The sequence below is a fragment of the Streptomyces hyderabadensis genome (assembly GCF_020404845.1).
Taxonomy (GTDB): domain Bacteria; phylum Actinomycetota; class Actinomycetes; order Streptomycetales; family Streptomycetaceae; genus Streptomyces; species Streptomyces hyderabadensis.
The window spans coordinates 302,115-320,675 of sequence record NZ_JAIOJZ010000001.1 but is presented as its reverse complement, the minus strand read 5'-3'; the positions used below and the strand labels follow the sequence as shown (position 1 = coordinate 320,675).

The following is an 18,561-nucleotide window of genomic DNA, read 5'->3' as shown; positions in this document are numbered from 1 at the left end:
ACCCCTGATCTTCCGATCCTCCCGATGATCGCTCCCGAAGGTGTCGAACCATGACAGTCACCATCGACCGCGCGACCGGCAAGCGCCGCGGTGACCGCACCCCGCGGCCCGGCCTCGGCCGGCGTCTGAAAGACGGCTACCAGAAGCACTGGTACGCCTACGCCATGATCGCGCCGGTGGCCGTCGTGATCGGCGTCCTCGTGCTGTACCCGCTGGGCTACGGCCTCTACCTCACCCTCACCGACGCCAACAGCCTCAACAGCGCGCGCACCATCGGCGTCAACGAGATCGAGGCCACCTACAAGTTCGTCGGCCTGGACAACTACGCCGACATCCTCTGGGGCCCGACGGCCTACGACCGCTTCTGGTCGCACTTCATCTGGACCATCGTGTGGACGGCGGTCTGCGTCGGCCTGCACTTCTTCATCGGCCTCGGGCTCGCCCTGCTGCTCAACCAGAAGCTGCGCGGCCGCACCTTCTACCGGCTGGTCCTGGTCCTGCCCTGGGCCGTGCCCACCTTCGTCACCGTCTTCGGCTGGCGCTTCATGCTCGCCGACCAGGGCATCGTCAACTCCGCCCTGGACTGGCTGCACCTGCCGACGCCGGCCTGGCTGGAGGACACCTTCTGGCAGCGGTTCTCCGCGATCATGGTCAACACCTGGTGCGGTGTGCCGTTCATGATGGTCTCGCTCCTCGGCGGCCTGCAGTCCATCGACAACAGCCTCTACGAGGCCTCCGAGATGGACGGTGCCAACGCCTGGCAGCGCTTCCGCTACGTCACGCTCCCCGGTCTGCGCTCGGTCAGCTCCACCGTCGTGCTGCTCGGCATCATCTGGACCTTCAACCAGTTCGCCGTGATCTTCCTGCTGTTCGGGAACACCGCCCCCGACGCGCAGATCCTCGTCACCTGGGCGTACCAGCTCGGCTTCGGGCAGCAGCCGCGCGACTTCGCGCAGTCCGCGGCCTACGGCATCCTGCTGCTGGCCATCCTGATCGTCTTCACCTCCTTCTACCGCCGCTGGCTGAACCGCAATGAGCAGCAGCTCGCGAACTGAGGCAGGAGCCGCCATGAGTACAAGCACCGCACCCACCCAGGCCCCCGCCGAGCAGATCACCGCGCCCACCGCGCCGCCGGGCAAGGTGCGCCGCCGCGGCGAACGCAGCCGCGCCGCGTCGCTGGCCTCCCACGGCGTGCTGACCGTCGCGAGCCTCGTCGCGCTCTTCCCGGTCGCCTGGCTGGTCTACCTGTCCCTCGGCCCGGACAAGAACGACTACCTGCACCCCGGACGCATCTGGTCGAAGATGACCTTCGACAACTACGCGTTCGTGCTCCAGGACACCAACTTCTTCGACTGGCTGAAGAGTTCGCTGATCGTCTCGCTGGGCACCACCGTCATCGGCGTGCTGGTCGCCGCGACCACCGGCTACGCGGTCTCCCGGATGCGCTTCCCCGGCTACCGGAAGCTCATGTGGGTCCTGCTGGTCACCCAGATGTTCCCCATCGCGGTCCTGATCGTGCCGATGTACCAGCTCCTGTCGGAGCTGCAGCTCATCGACAGCTACTTCGGACTGATCCTCGTCTACTGCTCCACGGCGGTGCCGTACTGCGCCTGGCTGCTCAAGGGCTACTTCGACACCATCCCGTTCGAGATCGACGAGGCCGGGCGGGTGGACGGGCTGACCCCGTTCGGCACCTTCTTCCGGCTGATCCTGCCGCTGGCCCGGCCGGGCCTCGCGGTCGCCGGGTTCTACAGCTTCATCACGGCCTTCGGCGAGGTCGCCTTCGCCTCGACGTTCATGCTGAGCGACACCAAGTACACCTTCGCCGTCGGACTGCAGAGCTTCGTCAGCGAGCACGACGCGCAGCGCAACCTGATGGCGGCCACCGCCGTGCTGGTCGCGATACCCGTCTCGGCGTTCTTCTACCTCGTGCAGAAGAACCTGGTGACCGGCCTCACCGCGGGCGGCACGAAGGGCTGATCGCCCGATCACCGAGGGCCGAGAGCCCGACCCGGAAACGTCCGGCCGCGGTGCCCATCCGACCCCGCTGCACCGCGGCCGGCCGCCCTTCCCCCGCCCGCGCCCACCCATGCCTCCACTCCGTTCCGCTACGTACCAAGGACGACATGAGCCAGCAGCACTCCGCCGCACCGGCCCCCACCTCCGCCGTCGCCACCGTCGCAGGGCGCCCCGACTGGTGGCGGGACGCGGTCATCTACCAGGTGTACCCGCGCAGTTTCGCCGACAGCAACGGCGACGGCATGGGCGACCTGGAGGGTGTCCGCACCCGCCTGCCGTACCTGCGCGACCTGGGCGTGGACGCCGTGTGGCTCAGCCCCTTCTACGCCTCCCCGCAGGCCGACGCCGGCTACGACGTCGCCGACTACCGTGCCGTCGATCCGATGTTCGGCACCCTCCTGGACGCCGACGCCCTGATCCGCGACGCCCACGCGCTGGGCCTGCGCATCATCGTCGACCTGGTGCCCAACCACTCCTCCGACCAGTACGACTGGTTCAAGCGCGCCCTGGCGGAGGGCCCCGGCTCGCCGCTGCGGGACCGCTACCACTTCCGCCCCGGCAAGGGGAAGAACGGCGAACTGCCGCCCAACGACTGGGAGTCCATCTTCGGCGGCCCCGCCTGGACCCGGGTCACCGAGCCCGACGGCACGCCGGGGGAGTGGTACCTGCACCTGTTCGCCCCCGAGCAGCCCGACTTCAACTGGGAGCACCCGGCCGTCGGCGACGAGTTCCGCTCCATCCTGCGGTTCTGGCTGGACATGGGCGTGGACGGCTTCCGCATCGACGTCGCGCACGGCATGGTGAAGGCCGAGGGCCTGCCCGACCTTGGATCCCACGAGCAGTTGAAGCTGCTGGGCAACGATGTCATGCCGTTCTTCGACCAGGACGGCGTGCACGAGATCTACCGGCAGTGGCGCCGCATCCTCGACGAGTACAGCGATGCAATGGGGCCCGAAGGGCCTTCCGCAGAAGGGCGGGGGCGGGTGACGGGTGGGCGCATCTTCGTCGCCGAGGCGTGGACCCCGACCGTCGAGCGCACCGCCAACTACGTCCGCCCCGACGAGCTGCACCAGGCGTTCAACTTCCAGTACCTGGGCACCCACTGGGACGCCGAGGAACTGCGCACGGTCATTGACCGCACCCTGGACGCCATGCGCCCGGTCGGCGCCCCCGCCACCTGGGTCCTGTCCAACCACGACGTCACCCGGCACGCCACCCGCTTCGCCAACCCGGCGGGCCTCGGCACCCAGATCCGCCTGGCCGGCGACCGCGCCCTGGGCCTGCGCCGGGCCCGCGCCGCGACCCTCCTCATGCTGGCCCTGCCCGGCTCGGCCTACGTCTACCAGGGCGAGGAGCTGGGCCTCCCGGACGTCGTCGACCTGCCCGACGAGGTGCGCCAGGACCCGGCCTACTTCCGGGGCGCGGGCCAGGACGGCTTCCGCGACGGCTGCCGGGTGCCGATCCCGTGGACCCGCGAGGGCTCCTCGTACGGCTTCGGCGACGGCGGCAGCTGGCTGCCGCAGCCGGCGGGCTGGGGCGAGCTGAGCGTCGAGGCGCAGACCGGCACGCCCGGCTCCACCCTGGAGCTGTACCGCGCGGCCCTGGCCGTCCGCCGCTCCACCGCCGACCTCGGCGCGGGCGACGCGGTCGAGTGGCTGCGCGCCCCCGAGGGCGTCGTCGCCTTCCGGCGCGGCGACTTCGTGTGCGTCGCCAACACCACCGGCGAGTCGGTGGCGACGCCCGCGTACGGGCGCGTCCTGCTGGCCAGCGGCGAGATCACCGAGGCGGCCGGCGAGGCGAAGGTGCCGGCGGACACCACGGTGTGGTGGACCCGCGCCTGACGCTCCCTTGGGACCGCTGAAGGGCCCGCCGCTTCCCCAGGGGAGTGGCGGGCCCTCGCGCGTCCGCGGGCCCGCCGGGTGACCCGGGCAAGTCCTGTGAAAATCCTTTCCGTTACTTTCGCAAGTCTTGCCGCAAGACTTGCGGCAGCGCTACGGTCTCGCCGGGGTCGGACCCGAACGAGCCGTATTCGCAAGGAGCTCACGCCTGTGATACCGAGATGGCCGGCGCCTGCCACGCGCCGCACCGCACGAGTGAGACGGGTCGCGGCCGTCACCGTGACCGCGCTCGCCGCCGCCCTGCTCCCCCCGCTCGCCGCACGGGCCGACACCCCGCCCGCGCCCCCGTCCGACGCGCAGCTGGCGAGGACCGCCGCACGCCACGACCTGACGCGTGAGCAGTTCTACTTCGTCCTGCCGGACCGTTTCGCCAACGGCGACGCCCGCAACGACAGGGGCGGCCTGACCGGCACCCGGCTCACCACCGGCTACGACCCCACCGACAAGGGCTTCTACCAGGGCGGCGACCTCAAGGGCCTGACCGAGAAGCTCGACTACATCAAGGGCCTGGGCACCACCGCCATCTGGATGGCGCCCATCTTCAAGAACCAGCCCGTGCAGGGCACCGGCAAGGACGCCTCCGCCGGGTACCACGGCTACTGGATCACCGACTTCACCCGGGTCGATCCGCACTTCGGCACCAACCAGGACCTGAAGAACCTCATCTCCAAGGCCCACGCCAAGGGCATGAAGGTCTTCTTCGACGTCATCACCAACCACACCGCCGACGTCGTCGACTACCAGGAGAAGTCCTACGACTACCTCTCCAAGGGCGCCTTCCCCTACCTGACCAAGGACGGACAGCCCTTCGACGACGCCGACTACGCGGACGGCGAGCGCCGGTTCCCGCGGGTGGACGGCGACTCCTTCCCGCGCACCCCGGTCGTACCGGCCGCGAAGCAGGACCTCAAGGTGCCGTCCTGGCTCAACGACCCGGCCATGTACCACAACCGGGGCGACTCCACCTGGGCCGGCGAGTCGGCCACCTACGGCGACTTCAACGGCCTCGACGACCTGTGGACCGAGCGTCCCGAGGTCGTCAGCGGCATGGAGAAGATCTACCAGCGGTGGGTCAAGGACTTCGCCATCGACGGCTTCCGGATCGACACCGTGAAGCACGTCGACATGGAGTTCTGGACCCAGTGGGCGACCGCCCTGGACGCCTACGCCGCCAAGAAGGGCCGCGACGACTTCTTCATGTTCGGCGAGGTCTACTCCGCCGACACCTCCGTCACCGCGCCCTACGTCACCGAGGGCCGCCTGGACTCCACCCTGGACTTCCCCTTCCAGGACGCGGCCCGCGCCTACGCCTCCCAGGGCGGCAGCGCGCAGAGACTCGCCTCAGTCTTCGGCGACGACTACAAGTACACGACCGACAAGGCCAACGCGTACGAGCAGGTCACCTTCCTCGGCAACCACGACATGGGCCGCATCGGGACCTTCCTGAAGCAGGACGACCCGGAGGCCACCGACGCCGAACTGCTGCAGAAGGACAGGCTCGCCAACGAGCTGATGTTCCTCAGCCGCGGCAACCCGGTGATCTACTACGGCGACGAGCAGGGCTTCACCGGCGCGGGCGGCGACAAGGACGCCCGCCAGCCGATGTTCGCCTCCCGCACCGCCGACTACCTCGACGACGACCAGCTAGGCACCGACCGCACCCACGCCGACGCGGCCTACGACACGAGCGCCCCGCTCTACCGGCAGATCAGTGCTCTCGCCAAGCTCCGCAAGGCCAACCCCGCCCTCGCCGACGGCGTCCAGACCGAGCGGTACGCCGCCGACGGCCCCGGGATCTACGCCGTCTCCCGCACCGACGCGAAGACCGGCACCGAGTACGTCGTCGCCTTCAACAACGCCGACGCCGCGAAGACCGCCACCTTCGCCACCGGCTCGGCCGGCATGACCTTCCGCGGCCTCTACGGCACCGACGCCACCGTGAAGTCGGGAGCCGACAAGAAGGTCACCGTCACCGTCCCCGCCCGGTCGGCCGTCGTCCTCAAGGCCGCGGGCCCGCTCGCCCCGCCCGCCGCCAAGCCGACGATCACCCTCCGCGCCCCGGACCCCGGCGCCACCGGAACCGTCGAGCTGACCGCCGACGTCGCGGGCGGACAGCTCAGCCGCGTCGTCTTCGCCGCCCAGACCGGCGACGGCAGGTGGCGCACCCTCGGCACCGCCGACCACGCCCCCTACAAGGTCACCCACACCATCGGCGCCGACACCCCGGCCGGCACCGCCCTGCGCTACAAGGCGGTCGTCGTCGACTCGGCGGGCCGCACCGCGAGCGCCACGGCCGCCTCCACCACCGGCACCCCGCCCGCCGAGGAGGTGCCCACCGCCGCCTTCCGGGACTACGCGGTCGTCCACTACGAGCGCGCGGACGGGAACTACGACGACTGGGGCCTGTACGCCTGGGGCGACCTCGCCGAGGGCGAGGCCACCGAGTGGCCGAAGAGCCACCCCTTCAGCGGCCGGGACGCCTACGGCGCCTTCGCCTACGTCAAGCTCAAGCCCGGCGCCTCCGACGTGGGCTTCCTCGTCATCGACAAGGACGGCAACAAGGACGTCGCCGCCGACCGCAGCATCGACGTCACCGAGACCGGCGAGGTGTGGATCGAGCAGGGCAAGGAGCAGGTCGCCACGGAGCGGCCCGAGTACCCGGCCCAGGACACCACCAAGGCCGTACTGCACTACCACCGGGCCGACGGCGACTACGACGGCTGGGGCCTGCACGTCTGGGGCGACGCCGCGAACCCCACCGACTGGGCCAAGCCGCTCCAGCCGGTCAGGACCGACCCCTACGGCGCGGTCTTCGAGGTGCTCCTCACCGAGGGCGCGAGCAGCCTGAGCTACATCGTCCACAAGGGCGACGAGAAGGACCTGCCCACCGACCAGGCCCTGGACCTCAAGGCCGACGGTCACGAGGTGTGGCTGCTGAGCGGTCAGGAGGACCACCTGCTGCCGCAGCCCGCGGGCTCGGCGGCGGCCGTGGACCTCACCACCTCCAAGGCGGTCTGGATCGACCGGGACACCGTCGCCTGGAACGGCTCCGAGGGCGCCGCCTCCACCCAGCTGCTCGCCTCCCGCACCGGTTCGATCACCGCCGAGGGCGGCCGGCTCACCGGCGACGACCAGCAGTGGCTCCGCCTCACCAAGAGCGCTCTCACCGACGCCCAGAAGGCGAAGTTCCCGCACCTGAAGGAGTACACCGCCTGGTCGGTCGACCCGCGCGACCGCGACCGGGTCCGCGAGGCCCTGCGCGGCCAGGTCGTCGCCACCCAGCGCACCGCCACCGGTGCCGTGCTCGCGGCGACCGGCGTGCAGACCGCCGGTGTCCTGGACGACCTCTGGGCCGCCGCCGCGACGAAGGCCGACCTCGGCCCGGTCTTCCGGCACGGCCGCCCCACCCTCTCCGTGTGGGCGCCGACCGCGCAGGACGTGAAGCTGGAGATCGGCGACCGCACGGTGCGGATGCGGCGCGACGACGCCACCGGCGTCTGGTCCGTCACCGGCCCGAAGTCCTGGAAGGGCGAGCCCTACCGGTATGCCGTCACGGTCTGGGCGCCCACCGCGGGCAAGGTCGTCACCAACGAGGTCACCGACCCGTACTCGCTCGCCCTGACCACCGACTCCGAGCGCAGCCTCGTCGTCGACCTGGACGACCGCTCTCTCGCCCCGCGCGTCTGGAACGACTACGACAAGCCGAAGGCGGTGCCGCTCAGGGACGCCCAGATCCAGGAGCTGCACATCCGCGACTTCTCCGTCGCCGACCCGACGGCGGACGCAGGCCACCGGGGCACCTACCTGGCCTTCACCGACAAGAAGAGCGACGGCTCGAAGCATCTGCGCGAGCTGGCCGAGGCCGGTACCTCCTACGTGCACCTGCTGCCCGCCTTCGACATCGCCACCATCCCCGAGCGGAAGTCCGAGCAGACCACGCCCGACTGCGACCTCGCCGCCCTCCCGGCGGACTCCGAGAAGCAGCAGGAGTGCGTGACCAAGGCCGCCGCCAAGGACGCCTTCAACTGGGGCTACGACCCGTACCACTACACGGTCCCCGAGGGGTCCTACGCCACCGACCCGGACGGCACCGCGCGCACGGTCGAGTTCCGGAAGATGGTCAAGGCCCTCAACGAGGACGGCCTGCGCGTGGTCATGGACGTCGTCTACAACCACACGGCCGCGAGCGGCCAGGCCGAGACGAGCGTCCTGGACCGGATCGTGCCCGGCTACTACCAGCGGCTGCTGGCCGACGGCTCGGTCGCCAACAGCACCTGCTGCGCCAACACCGCCACCGAGAACGCCATGATGGGCAAGCTCGTCGTCGACTCGGTCGTCACCTGGGCCAAGGAGTACAAGGTCGACGGCTTCCGCTTCGACCTCATGGGCCACCATCCCAAGGCCAACATCCTCGCGGTCCGCAAGGCGCTGGACGAGCTGACGCCCGAGAAGGACGGCGTCGACGGCAAGAAGATCATCCTGTACGGCGAGGGCTGGAACTTCGGCGAGGTCGCCGACGACGCCCGCTTCGTCCAGGCCACTCAGAAGAACATGGCCGGCACCGGCGTCGCCACCTTCTCCGACCGGGCCCGCGACGCCGTGCGCGGCGGCGGCCCCTTCGACGAGGACCCCGGCGTCCAGGGCTTCGCCTCCGGCCTCTACACCGACCCCAACTCCTCGAAGGCCAACGGCACCGAGGCCGAGCAGAAGGCGCGCCTGCTGCACTACCAGGACCTGATCAAGGTCGGGCTGACCGGCAACCTCGCCGACTACGCCTTCACCGACACCGACGGCAAGGAGGTCAAGGGCTCCGAGGTCGACTACAACGGCGCCCCCGCCGGATACGCGGCGGCACCCGGCGACGCCCTCGCCTACGCCGACGCGCACGACAACGAGTCCCTGTTCGACGCGCTCGCCTTCAAGCTGCCCAAGGACACCTCCGCCGACGACCGGGCCCGCATGCAGGTCCTCGCCATGGCGACCGCCGCCCTCTCGCAGGGCCCGGCGCTCTCCCAGGCGGGCACCGACCTGCTGCGCTCCAAGTCCCTGGACCGCAACTCCTACGACAGCGGCGACTGGTTCAACGCCCTGCACTGGAACTGCGCCGACGGCAACGGCTTCGGCCGGGGCCTGCCGCCGGCCGCCGACAACCAGGACAAGTGGCCCTACGCCAAGCCCCTGCTGGGCGCGGTGAAGGCCGGCTGCCCGCAGATCACCGCCACCTCGGCGGCGTACCGGGACCTGCTGAGGATCCGGACGAGCGAGCGGGACTTCTCCCTCACCACCGCCGGGCAGGTGCAGTCCCGGCTCTCCTTCCCGCTCTCCGGCAAGGACGAGACGCCCGGCGTGATCACCATGCGCCTCGGTGACCTCGTGGTCGTCTTCAACGCCACGCCCGAGCGGCAGGAGCAGCGCGTGGCGGCGGCGGCCGGGACCGGCTACCGGCTGCACCCGGTGCAGGCCGCGGGCGCGGACGCGGTGGTGAAGGGGTCGGCGTACACGGCGAAGACCGGCACGTTCACCGTGCCGGGCCGCACCGTCGCGGTCTTCGAGCGGACCCGCTGAGGCCGGCGGACCTGTGGTTAGGGTGAGCCCTGCTGTTCACGCAACGGGAGGGCTCATGCCGCAGATCACCGTCGACTACTCCGACCGGCTCGCCGACGACTTCGACCGGCCCGCCTTCGCGCGGGCCCTGCACGAGGCCGTGGTCGAGATCGCGGCCGCGAAGCCGCCGGCGTGCAAGACGCAGTTCCGCCGCACCGAGGACACCGTCGTCGGTCCCGACCCCGAGGGGCACGCCGTCGTGCACGTCACGCTCGGGCTGCTCGCGGGCCGCACCGACGAGACCAAGGCGCGGCTGACCGAGGCCGTCCTGGAACTGCTGCGGCAGTACGCCAAGCCGGGCGACGGCCTCGCCCTGCACGCCTCCGCCGAGGTCCGCGACCTCGACCCGTCGTACCGGAAGTACGAGAGCTAGTCCATGAATCCGGTGAGCCGGCCGACCAGGTCCGCGAAGGGGCCGTCGGCCGGTTCGTCCGCGATCACGCGGCGCAGGAGGGCGCCCGTCTCCTCGTCGTAGGCGGCGCTCACCGCCAGCAGCGCGGCGAAGTCGTGCACGAGCTGCGCCTCCAGCTCGGCGCGCGGGATGCGGCGGCCGTCCAGCCAGAGCAGCGCCGTCGACTCGGCGAGCGAGATCCAGGAGCGCACGACCAGCTCCAGCCGCGCGGGCGGCTCGGTGACGTCCAGGTGCGAAAGGATCTGGACATACGCGGCCTGCCGCACGGAGTCCACGAGCGCGTTGGTCGTGGACGAGCCCACGGCCGGGCCGCCGCGCATCAGGGCCGAGAAGCCCGGGCCGTGCTCGTCGACGAAGTCGAAGTAGCGGCCCATCACGCGCAGCAGCCGCGCGCCCAGCGGGCCCTCGCGCGGCTCCACGAACCGGGCCGCCAGATCGTCCGAGGCACGCTGCAACGCGGCCTCGTACAAGCTGAGTTTGCCGGGGAAGTAGTGGTAGACCAGCGGGCGCGAGATGCCCGCGGCCGACGCTATCTCGTCGATGGAGACCTCGTCGGGCGAGCGGCGGCTGAACAGATCGAGCGCGACGCCGATCAACTGCTGCCGCCGCTCCTCGACGCCCATTCTGCGGCGTACCCCGGTAGTCATACGAACACCTTACCGATCGAATCCGGCCCCGAACGGGCCGGACCGGACGCCGGTGTTCACATGTCGAGCACGAGCCGGGTACCGAGGCACCGGGACACACAGATGAGCATCGAGTCGCCGCGCTCCGAGTCGGTCAGCAGCTCGTCCCGGTGATCGATCTCCCCCTCCAGCACCTTCTGCTGGCAGGTGCCGCACCAGCCCTGCTCGCAGGAGTACGGGGTGTTCGGCAGCTCGGCGCGCACGGCGGCCAGCACCGAGGAGTCGCCCGGCACGGTCAGCGTGCGCCCGCTGCGGCGCAGCTCCACCTCGAACTCCCCGTCGCCGTCGGCCGTCGTACGCGGCGCGAACCGCTCCAGATGCAGGGCGGCGCCCTCCGGGAGGCGTTCGGCCACGGCCGTCATCAGGCCCTCCGGACCGCAGCAGTACACGGCCGCGCCCTCGGGCAGGCCGGCCAGGAAGGCGCCGGCCTCGGGCCGTCCGTCCTCGTCCTCGGCGACGACGCTGACCCTCCGGCTCTCCGGATCCAGCTTCTCGATCTCCTCCAGGAACGGCATCGACGCCCGCGTCCGCCCGCCGTACAGCAGCCGCCAGTCGGTGCCCTCCGGCAGCGCCCGCAGCATGGGCAGTATCGGCGTGATGCCGATGCCCCCGGCGACGAACGCGTAGGCGGGCGCCTCGACCAGCGGGAAGCGGTTGCGCGGTCCGCGCACCTCCAGCTCCGTGCCCTCCTGCACCTGCTCGTGCAGCTCGCGCGAACCGCCCCGCCCGTCCTCGACCAGCCGCACGGCCACCGTGTACGACGAGGTGTCCTCCGGGTCGCCGCACAGCGAGTACTGCCGTACGAGCCCCGACGGCAGCACCAGGTCCAGGTGGGCGCCCGGCTCCCAGCGGGGCAGGCCGGTCCCCTCCAGGCGGAGCAGCACCACCCCGTCGGCGAGCCGCTCGTGCGCGGTCACCAGCAGGGTCAGCCCGCGGGAGCGGGGCCGCCCGGAGCCCGGAGAGTCCGGCGCGGGCAGCGGCCGCGGCGGCGAGCCCTGGGCCCGGCGCCGCACCACCCGGCGGACGACGAGCGCGGCACCGGCCGCGAGGAGCAGGGGCGTCGGCTTCCGCAGCCGTGTCATGAGGAGGACAGGCTTGTTAGACATGGCGTCAATGTACTGACGGGTACGCTCCGGCGGAACCCTCCCGCCGATACTTGTTGACGCCAGTGTCAACTAGGCCGGTATCGACCGGACCGGCGCCGGCTAGCGCAGTCCGCCGATCGTCCGCCCGCTGTCCAGCGTCCCCTTCAGCTCGGCCCGCGCGCCCTGCTCGGCCTTCGCCGTCAGCAGGTTGCCGTCGGCGGAGTCGCTGATGCCGCCCGTCGCCTCGATCGACTCGGTGTCCGGGCCGCCCGCCGCGAGCAGGTACCAGTGCCCGCCCTGCGACTTCCACAGCACCCCGGCCAGCACCTGGGGATCCCGCTCGCCGCAGGCCGGCACGTCCTGCGCCTTCGCCGCCACCGCGCCCTGCACCCCGCCCGGCGTCCGGAACTGCGCCAGCACCCGGGCCCCCGCACCGCGCCAGGTCTCCGCCCGGGTGCACACCCAGGCGCCCGACCCCGTGCCGTCGGGCAGCGGCTGCGTCGCGAACACCCAGGCGTTCACCGACCGCACCCCCTGCCCGCGCACCGCCCCCAGCGAGCAGGCGTACGGCGCCCAGGCGTCCAGCGCCTTCGTGCCCGAGGCGTCCTTCGCGGAACCGGGGCGCCCGGTGGTGAGCCGGGCCGGCACCAGCTCGCCCAGGTCGGTCACCACCCGGGTGTCGGAACCGTCGGTCAGCTCCAGCGCGTTCCACGACGTACACGCCCCGGACTGCTGCTGCACCGGGCTGGCCAGCGGGGAGGTCACGCCGTCGGTGAGCGTCAGCTCCTTGGCCCCGGAGTCCGGCTCGACCAGATCGCGCCCCGCCGCCTTCGTCACCCAGGGCGCCGTCAGGTACCGGACGTTGCCGTCGGCGCGGCCCAGCACCACGGCGGTCGCCGCCGCCCGGCCGGCCCCGTCGGTCCGCGCGAAGTCCAGGGCGGCACCGGCGGAACCGTCCTTCGGCTCGGCGTACCGGACCAGCCGCAGACCGTCGTGCAGGATCACCACGCGCGCGTTGTCGACGTCCCCGGCGTACAGCAGCTGGGGCGGACCGGCCGGACCGCCGGTCTGGGTCCCCGGCGTCGCGGACACCCCCACGCTCTCGCCGGGCCGGGCCCAGACCGCCAGGGCGCGGCGCAGCAGCTCCTGGTCGCCGGTGAGGTCACCGCGGGCCGGCCAGACCGAGAAGTCCGTGCGCGCGGACGTCTTCCAGGCGGCGGGCGCGGCCTTCGCCAGCTTGCCCGGGTCGAGCGCGGCCTCGGCCGCCGGGTTCTGCGCGTACGGCGGGGCGGCGGCACCGTCCGGCCCCCAGCCGTCCCCGGGCAGCCCGAGCAGCGCCCCGCACACCACCAGCGCCGCCCCGGCGACCAGCGCGGCCTTGGTGTGCTGCCGTCGGCGCAGCAGATCGGTCGGCCGGGCCTGCAGCGAGCAGGGGTCGAACTCGGGGGAGCCGAGCAGCCCGTACTGCCCCGGCACCCCGTCGGCCTCCCGCAGCGCGGCGTCCACGTCGGCGACCTGGGCGGCGGCGAGCACCTGCCGCACCCCGTCGTCGGGCAGCCGCTCCAGACCGCGCAGCACGTACGCCGCCCGGCCGGGACCGGAGAGCGCGGACAGCCGCTGGTCCAGGGCGAGTTCGTCGGCGCCGCCCGAGCGCGGGAAGAGCTTGAGGCCCCGCACGTGGGGCAGCAGCGGCGGCAGCTGGGACCGCCGGGGCCACGCCCGCCGGCGCAGCGGAAGCCCCGCCTCCAGCGCCATCCGCACCACCCGCAGCCGGACCAGCGCATACCCGGGGTCGACCTCGCGGCCGGTGGACTGGGCCGGGATCACCGGGGTGGTCGTGCGGTTCCGGGGCAGGGCGCGCTGCGCGAGGGCGTGCGCGGTCAGGACGCGGCGGCCCCGGCCCAGGCCCGGCGGCAGCACCAGGTAGGCCAGCCGGGCCAGGCGCGGATAGTGCTCGACGAGCGCGGCCTCGGCCTGCTCGACGTCGACGACCGGATCGGCCGAGGAGGCGGAGGACGGTGCGGGGCGCGGGGCGACATCCTGTGGCTGCACGTTCAGCAGAACGAGCGAACGCGGCGATGGTCACCGTGGCGCCGCCCCGGGCCGGGCCCCGCTACTCCTCGGGCTCCACCAGGGCACGCACGTAGGCGGCCATCGACCGCTGGTAGCGCGGCAGATGGGGCGCGAGCGCGCCGACCACCAGGGACAGGCCCTCGCGGTCACGGCCCATGCTGGACAGGCAGAGCGCGAGCGTGGCCCGCACGGCGTCGTCCAACTCGTCGGACGGCGCCACCAGTTCCGGCGAGAGCAGCTTCACGCCCTCCTCCGGGTGCCCGGTGTTCCGCAGCGAGCTGGCGAGCTGGATCTTCGCCCGGCGCCCCTTGTAGGCGCTCACCTCGCCGAGCCCGCGCTCCAGCGCCTCGCGGTACAGCGGCACGGCCCGGTCGGAGTGGCCCGTCGAGTCCCAGGCGCAGGCCCGCTCGAACAGGCCCAGCGGGCTGTCCGCGGGCAACTCGTCGGCGAGGGCGTCGATCACCGCCCGGAAGTCGGCGGCATCCTCCTCGGCGTAGTCCTCGAATGCCGCCCAGGCGGCCGTCACGCGCTCTTCCCAGTCCTGGTCCACGGGCCCACTCTCGCACGGTGCCCGCACAACGGCACCCGCGCTCCTGAGTACTTCGCACCCCGCGCCCGTATCGATGACGGGGCCCCGCGCCGGGGCTCCGTGCGGCATGTCGCCCCAGCGGACCGGAGGAACACATGAGGCTGACCCGACCGATGCTCGCGCCGGCCGCCCTTGCGGCGGCCCTGGCGCTGACGGGCTGCGGCGCCGACGGGGACGGCGGGGACGGCCGGGACGCCGTGCCCGCCACGGCGACCGGCAGCCTGGAACACCTGGCCGCCGAGGCCGAGTGCACCCCGGACATGCAGACCGACGCCGACACCATCCGCCAGGCCCTGTGCGGGAAGGGCGACGAGAAGTACGTCCTCGCCACCTTCTCCACCGACCGCGGCCAGCGCGAGTGGATCAACACCGCCAAGGACTACGGCGGCTACTACCTCGTCGGCCGCAAATGGGTCGCCGTCGGCCACGAGGACGTGGTGGCGGACCTGCGCGGCCGGCTCGGCGGCACCCTGGAGCAGGGCGTCCGGCACGGGGGCGGCGGGCACTCCGGGCACGGTGGCTGAACGGGCGTGCGGAAGCACGGAGTGGGCCGGCGGCGGATCCCCGCCACCGGCCCACTTCCGTACGGTCCGGACCTCGCCTCCTACTGGCAGTCCTCGCCGCGGTTGATGCAGTCGACCACCTCGTTCATCAGGTCCTCGTCCATGACGTTGATGAAGTCGTTGTGATCGGTGATCGGCTTGTGCAGCTGCTCCGGGAAGCTGTCCACCGCGTACGGGTTCTGCACCTGGCCGTTCTCGACGGTCGGGGTGGGGATGTCGTACGCGAGGCGGACCTGGAGCTGGGGAACGGCCTGGAAGCCCTCCGGGCAGCTGCCGTCCTCCTGGACGAACGCCATGTGGTCCCGGTGGTTGGCGCTGTCGATGTTCTGGCCGTCCCAGCAGCTCTGGAAGTTGGTCGTCCGCAGCACCTGGCTGCCCTCGGGGCACAGCGGGTACTTGTCCGTCACCTGCCGGTCCTCGAAGCCCGAGCAGCTCCACGAGGTGTTGGCGTTCGCGTCGCCGTTGGTGAACGACTTGGCGTCACCGGTGATGATGCGCAGGAACTTCGGCATCGCGACCACGTCGCCCTGCCGGCTGCCGACGAACTTCAGCTCGGCCTGGGCCGGCTTGAGGATCTTGCCGATGTTCCCCTCGGCGCCGCCGCCCTGGTCGTTCGCGTCGAACTCCTGCGTACCGTCCTGGAGGCGCAGCACCGGCCAGTAGTACGTGGACCTGTCGCCCTGGTTCTGGCACGAGGTGTCCGCGTTCGCCAGGTCCTCGTCGCTGGAGAAGGCGTCGTTGTCCTGGTTGCCGACGTAGTCGTGGGTGTGGTGCGCGCCGTTGTCGACGCCCGGGGCGGCGATCAGGTTGTCGCTGTTGAACAGGTTGTTCTCGTTGACGCCGCAGTCCGTGGTGAAGGTGCCGGTGGAGCCGCCGTCGCCGTCGGCGGCCAGGCCGTTGCGGCTGTTGCGGGAGTTCGGCTGGACGTCGTTGATGTCGATGAAGTCGTCGGCGACCGGACCGGCGACACCGTTGCCGTTGTCGTCCTGGCCCTGGCCGTCGCCGTTCTGGCCGTCCTGGTCCTGGCCGTCGTCCTGACCGCCGCCGTTCTGGCCGTCGCCGTTCTGCTGCTGGTCGGCGGGGCGTCCCTGGCATGCGGCCAGCTCGTCCAGGTTGTCGTCGGCCCTGCCGCCGGCCCGGTTGATCTCCAGCTGGATCCGGTCGATGATCGCCTTCCGCCGGTCCTTGAGCGGCCCCAGGATGGAGTTCTGGACGAACTGCGAGTCACCCGCCTGTGCCCGCCGCGTGGTGGCGAGGCGCTGGTAGGCGTTGGTGATCTGGCTGTCCATCGTGGCCAGTTCGCCGTCCACCTCCCCGCGCGCCCGGTCCGGCACGTCCCGGATCTTCTGGCCGACGTCGGGGCAGTCGATCGTCGCGACCTGCGCGCCGGCCGACCTGGTGCGGTTGTGGCCCCCGTGCTCCTCGTGCGCCGAAGCGTAGAAGTTGGCCCAGACCAGCCCGCCCCCGCCGACCGCCAGGGCCGCCGCCCCGGCTACGATCTTGGTGGCCAGCGGCGTACGGCGTTTTCTCGTGTTGCGTCCCATGGAACTCCTCAAACTTCCTTGCGGGGGCATCGCTTGCGGGGCATCGAGGGCGCCCGACAGGAGTGAAGCGGCTCCCCTCCATACGGAAGCCGCTCCTGAGGTGTTCACCCGTCCGAGGATTTGCTGGGGCCCGTGGGACGGGCGGGACGCGCGAAAGGGTCAGCGGCCGCGGTCCAGATACGCCAGAACCGCCAGCACACGGCGGTTGTCGTCGTCCGAGACCTCAAGGCTCAGCTTCGCGAAGATGTTCGCCGTGTGCTTCGCGATCGCCCGCTCCGTGACGACGAGCTTGCCGGCGATCGCCGCGTTGGTCCGGCCCTGCGCCATCAGCTCCAGCACCTCCAGCTCGCGCGGGGTGAGCCGCTCCAGCGGCCGGTCCTCCGCCGCACGCCGGCTGAGCAGCTGCTGGATGACCTGCGGGTCCATCGCCGTACCGCCCGCCGCCACCCGCCGTACGGCGTCCACGAACTGCTCCGCGTCGAACACCCGGTCCTTGAGCAGGTACCCCACCCCGCCGCTCCCGTCGGCCAGCAGCTCGCGCGCGTACAGCTGCTCCACGTGCTGGGAGAGGACCAGCACCGGCAGCCCGGGCCGGTCGCGGCGGGCCTGGAGCGCGCACTGCAGGCCCTCGTCGGTGAGCGTGGGCGGGAGCCGGACGTCGACCACGGCGACGTCCGGCTCCAGTTCGGCCAGCGCCCGGGACAGCTCGGGGCCGGTCTCGACGGCCGCGGCGATCTCGAAGTCGTGGGCCTCCAGGAGCCGGACCAGTCCGTCGCGCAGCAGGAACAGGTCTTCGGCTAGGACAACGCGCAAGGGATCTCCATGGTGACCATGGTGGGGCCGCCCGCGGGCGAGCTGACGGCCAGGACGCCGTCGAATGTACCGAGTCGGCGCTCCACACCGGCCAGGCCCGAGCCCGCTCCGATCACGGCACCGCCCTTGCCGTTGTCGGTGACGGAGATGCGCAGCCGCGCCTCCGCGTAGTGCATGTCGATCCAGATCCGGTCGGCGCCGGAGTGCTTGACGGCGTTGGTGAGGGTCTCGCTGACCGCGAAGTACGCGGCCGACTCCACCGGGGCCTCGGCACGGCCGGGCAGGTCCACCTCGACCTCGACGGCGACGGGCAGCCGCAGCGCCAGGGCGCGTACCGCGTCGCCCAGGCCGCGTTCGGCGAGCACCGGGGGATGGATGCCGCGCACGAGTTCGCGCAGCTCGGTCAGGGCGTCGGCGGACGACTGCCGGGTCTGCGCGAGCAGTTCCCTGGCCTTCGCCGGGTCCTTCTCCAGCAGTGCCTCGATGGTGCCCAGGTCCATGCCGACGGCGACCAGCCGGGCCTGCGCGCCGTCGTGCAGGTCGCGCTCGATGCGGCGCAGCTCGGCGGCGGAGGTGTCGACGGCGTCGCGCCGGGTCTCGGTCAGTACCCGTACCCGCTCCGCGAGTTCGCCCTGGCCGGAGCCGAGCATCGCACCGGTGAGCCGGAAGTGGGCGCGCAGCAGGAGCGGGGCGAGCCAGAACGCGGCCAGGAGGAGCACGGCGCCCAGCCCGGCGGCGTAGAAGGCGGAGGTCTGGTCGGTGACCTTGACGAAGCCGTACCAGTACCCGTCCGGCAGCACCCGCCACAGCCCGGCCGCGATGGCGAAGCCCTCCAGCGGGTAGAGCGGCAGGACGAGGGCGAGCAGCGCGGTGACGAAGCCCGCGGTCATGTCGACCGGCAGCCAGAGGATGTCCCGCCAGGTCGCCGGGTCGCGGAGCATCCCGAAGGTGCGGCCCCACGGATTGGCGTCCTCGGGCAGCGGCCGGTACGCCCGCGGGATCCGCACCCCGCCCCACTCGGCGGCGAGCAGCCGGCGCCGGTCCGCGAACGCCCGCACCCCCGTCAGCACCCACGGCGTGGTGACGATGCCGACACCGATCGGGACGAGGGCGATGGACACCACGGCCAGGCAGAAGCACACCACCGCGCCGGGCAGGGTGATGAACGTCAGTGCCAGCCCCCGCACGGCCGACAGCGCCATGCCCTGTATCCGCGCGCCCGACCGTGGCTGCCGTGCGGTGCTCTTCGTCTCGATGCTCATGACATCAGTCTCG

Annotated in this window: 13 protein-coding genes; 6 read left to right on the top strand and 7 right to left on the bottom strand. The window is 72.0% G+C overall.

Annotated features, from left to right (window positions below):
• The first annotated feature begins 50 nt into the window (after positions 1 to 50).
• From K7854_RS01440 to K7854_RS01420, 5 genes are all read left to right on the top strand, one after another.
• A complete protein-coding gene (locus tag K7854_RS01440) occupies positions 51 to 1,055 on the top strand; it encodes a carbohydrate ABC transporter permease (RefSeq protein ID WP_226024480.1) in 1,005 nt (334 codons plus the stop codon).
• Positions 1,056 to 1,068: 13 nt separating this feature from the next.
• Entirely contained in the window at positions 1,069 to 1,980 is a 912-nt protein-coding gene (locus K7854_RS01435; protein WP_226024479.1) for a sugar ABC transporter permease, read from the top strand.
• 146 nt (positions 1,981 to 2,126) lie between these two features.
• Complete coding sequence (locus K7854_RS01430; protein ID WP_226024478.1) at positions 2,127 to 3,860, top strand: glycoside hydrolase family 13 protein; 1,734 nt, start codon at positions 2,127 to 2,129, stop codon at positions 3,858 to 3,860.
• A gap of 207 nt (positions 3,861 to 4,067) precedes the next feature.
• On the top strand, positions 4,068 to 9,482 hold the full coding sequence (pulA, locus tag K7854_RS01425; RefSeq protein WP_226024477.1) for a pullulanase-type alpha-1,6-glucosidase: 5,415 nt from the start codon (positions 4,068 to 4,070) through the stop codon (positions 9,480 to 9,482).
• Positions 9,483 to 9,537: 55 nt separating this feature from the next.
• Positions 9,538 to 9,894 (top strand): 5-carboxymethyl-2-hydroxymuconate Delta-isomerase, encoded by a 357-nt coding sequence (locus K7854_RS01420; RefSeq protein ID WP_226024476.1) that lies wholly within the window; start codon positions 9,538 to 9,540, stop codon positions 9,892 to 9,894.
• Here the strand turns inward: K7854_RS01420 and K7854_RS01415 are convergent.
• The 4 genes from K7854_RS01415 to K7854_RS01400 form a co-directional block, all read right to left on the bottom strand.
• Positions 9,891 to 10,580 carry a TetR/AcrR family transcriptional regulator gene (locus tag K7854_RS01415; protein WP_226024475.1) on the bottom strand — a complete coding sequence of 230 codons (690 nt, stop codon included), beginning with the start codon at positions 10,578 to 10,580 and terminating at the stop codon, positions 9,891 to 9,893. The two genes, K7854_RS01420 and K7854_RS01415, sit on opposite strands and share 4 nt — an antisense overlap.
• 56 nt (positions 10,581 to 10,636) lie before the next feature.
• The gene (locus K7854_RS01410) at positions 10,637 to 11,725 is read right to left on the bottom strand and encodes a PDR/VanB family oxidoreductase (RefSeq protein WP_372480978.1); all 1,089 of its coding nucleotides are present in this window, start codon (positions 11,723 to 11,725) and stop codon (positions 10,637 to 10,639) included.
• Positions 11,726 to 11,824: 99 nt separating this feature from the next.
• Entirely contained in the window at positions 11,825 to 13,756 is a 1,932-nt protein-coding gene (locus K7854_RS01405; protein WP_226024474.1) for a hypothetical protein, read from the bottom strand.
• A 61-nt stretch (positions 13,757 to 13,817) separates the two neighbouring features.
• Positions 13,818 to 14,327, bottom strand: a complete 510-nt coding sequence (locus tag K7854_RS01400) for a tetratricopeptide repeat protein (protein ID WP_226024473.1) — start codon at positions 14,325 to 14,327, stop codon at positions 13,818 to 13,820.
• A 134-nt stretch (positions 14,328 to 14,461) separates the two neighbouring features.
• On the opposite strand from K7854_RS01400, the gene K7854_RS01395 reads away from it, so the two are divergent.
• Positions 14,462 to 14,890: a hypothetical protein gene (locus K7854_RS01395; protein WP_226024472.1), complete on the top strand. Its 429-nt coding sequence runs from the start codon at positions 14,462 to 14,464 to the stop codon at positions 14,888 to 14,890.
• 80 nt (positions 14,891 to 14,970) lie between these two features.
• Here K7854_RS01395 and K7854_RS01390 read toward each other — a convergent pair whose 3' ends face one another.
• The 3 genes from K7854_RS01390 to K7854_RS01380 all read right to left on the bottom strand — a co-directional run bounded on the left by K7854_RS01390 (position 14,971) and on the right by K7854_RS01380 (position 18,548).
• A complete protein-coding gene (locus K7854_RS01390) occupies positions 14,971 to 16,473 on the bottom strand; it encodes a DUF1996 domain-containing protein (RefSeq protein WP_226024471.1) in 1,503 nt (500 codons plus the stop codon).
• A gap of 159 nt (positions 16,474 to 16,632) precedes the next feature.
• Complete coding sequence (locus K7854_RS01385) at positions 16,633 to 17,286, bottom strand: LuxR C-terminal-related transcriptional regulator (RefSeq protein WP_226024470.1); 654 nt, start codon at positions 17,284 to 17,286, stop codon at positions 16,633 to 16,635.
• Positions 17,271 to 18,548, bottom strand: a complete 1,278-nt coding sequence (locus K7854_RS01380; protein WP_226024469.1) for a sensor histidine kinase — start codon at positions 18,546 to 18,548, stop codon at positions 17,271 to 17,273. The genes K7854_RS01385 and K7854_RS01380 overlap by 16 nt, the downstream gene beginning before the upstream one ends.
• Positions 18,549 to 18,561: the final 13 nt, after the last annotated feature.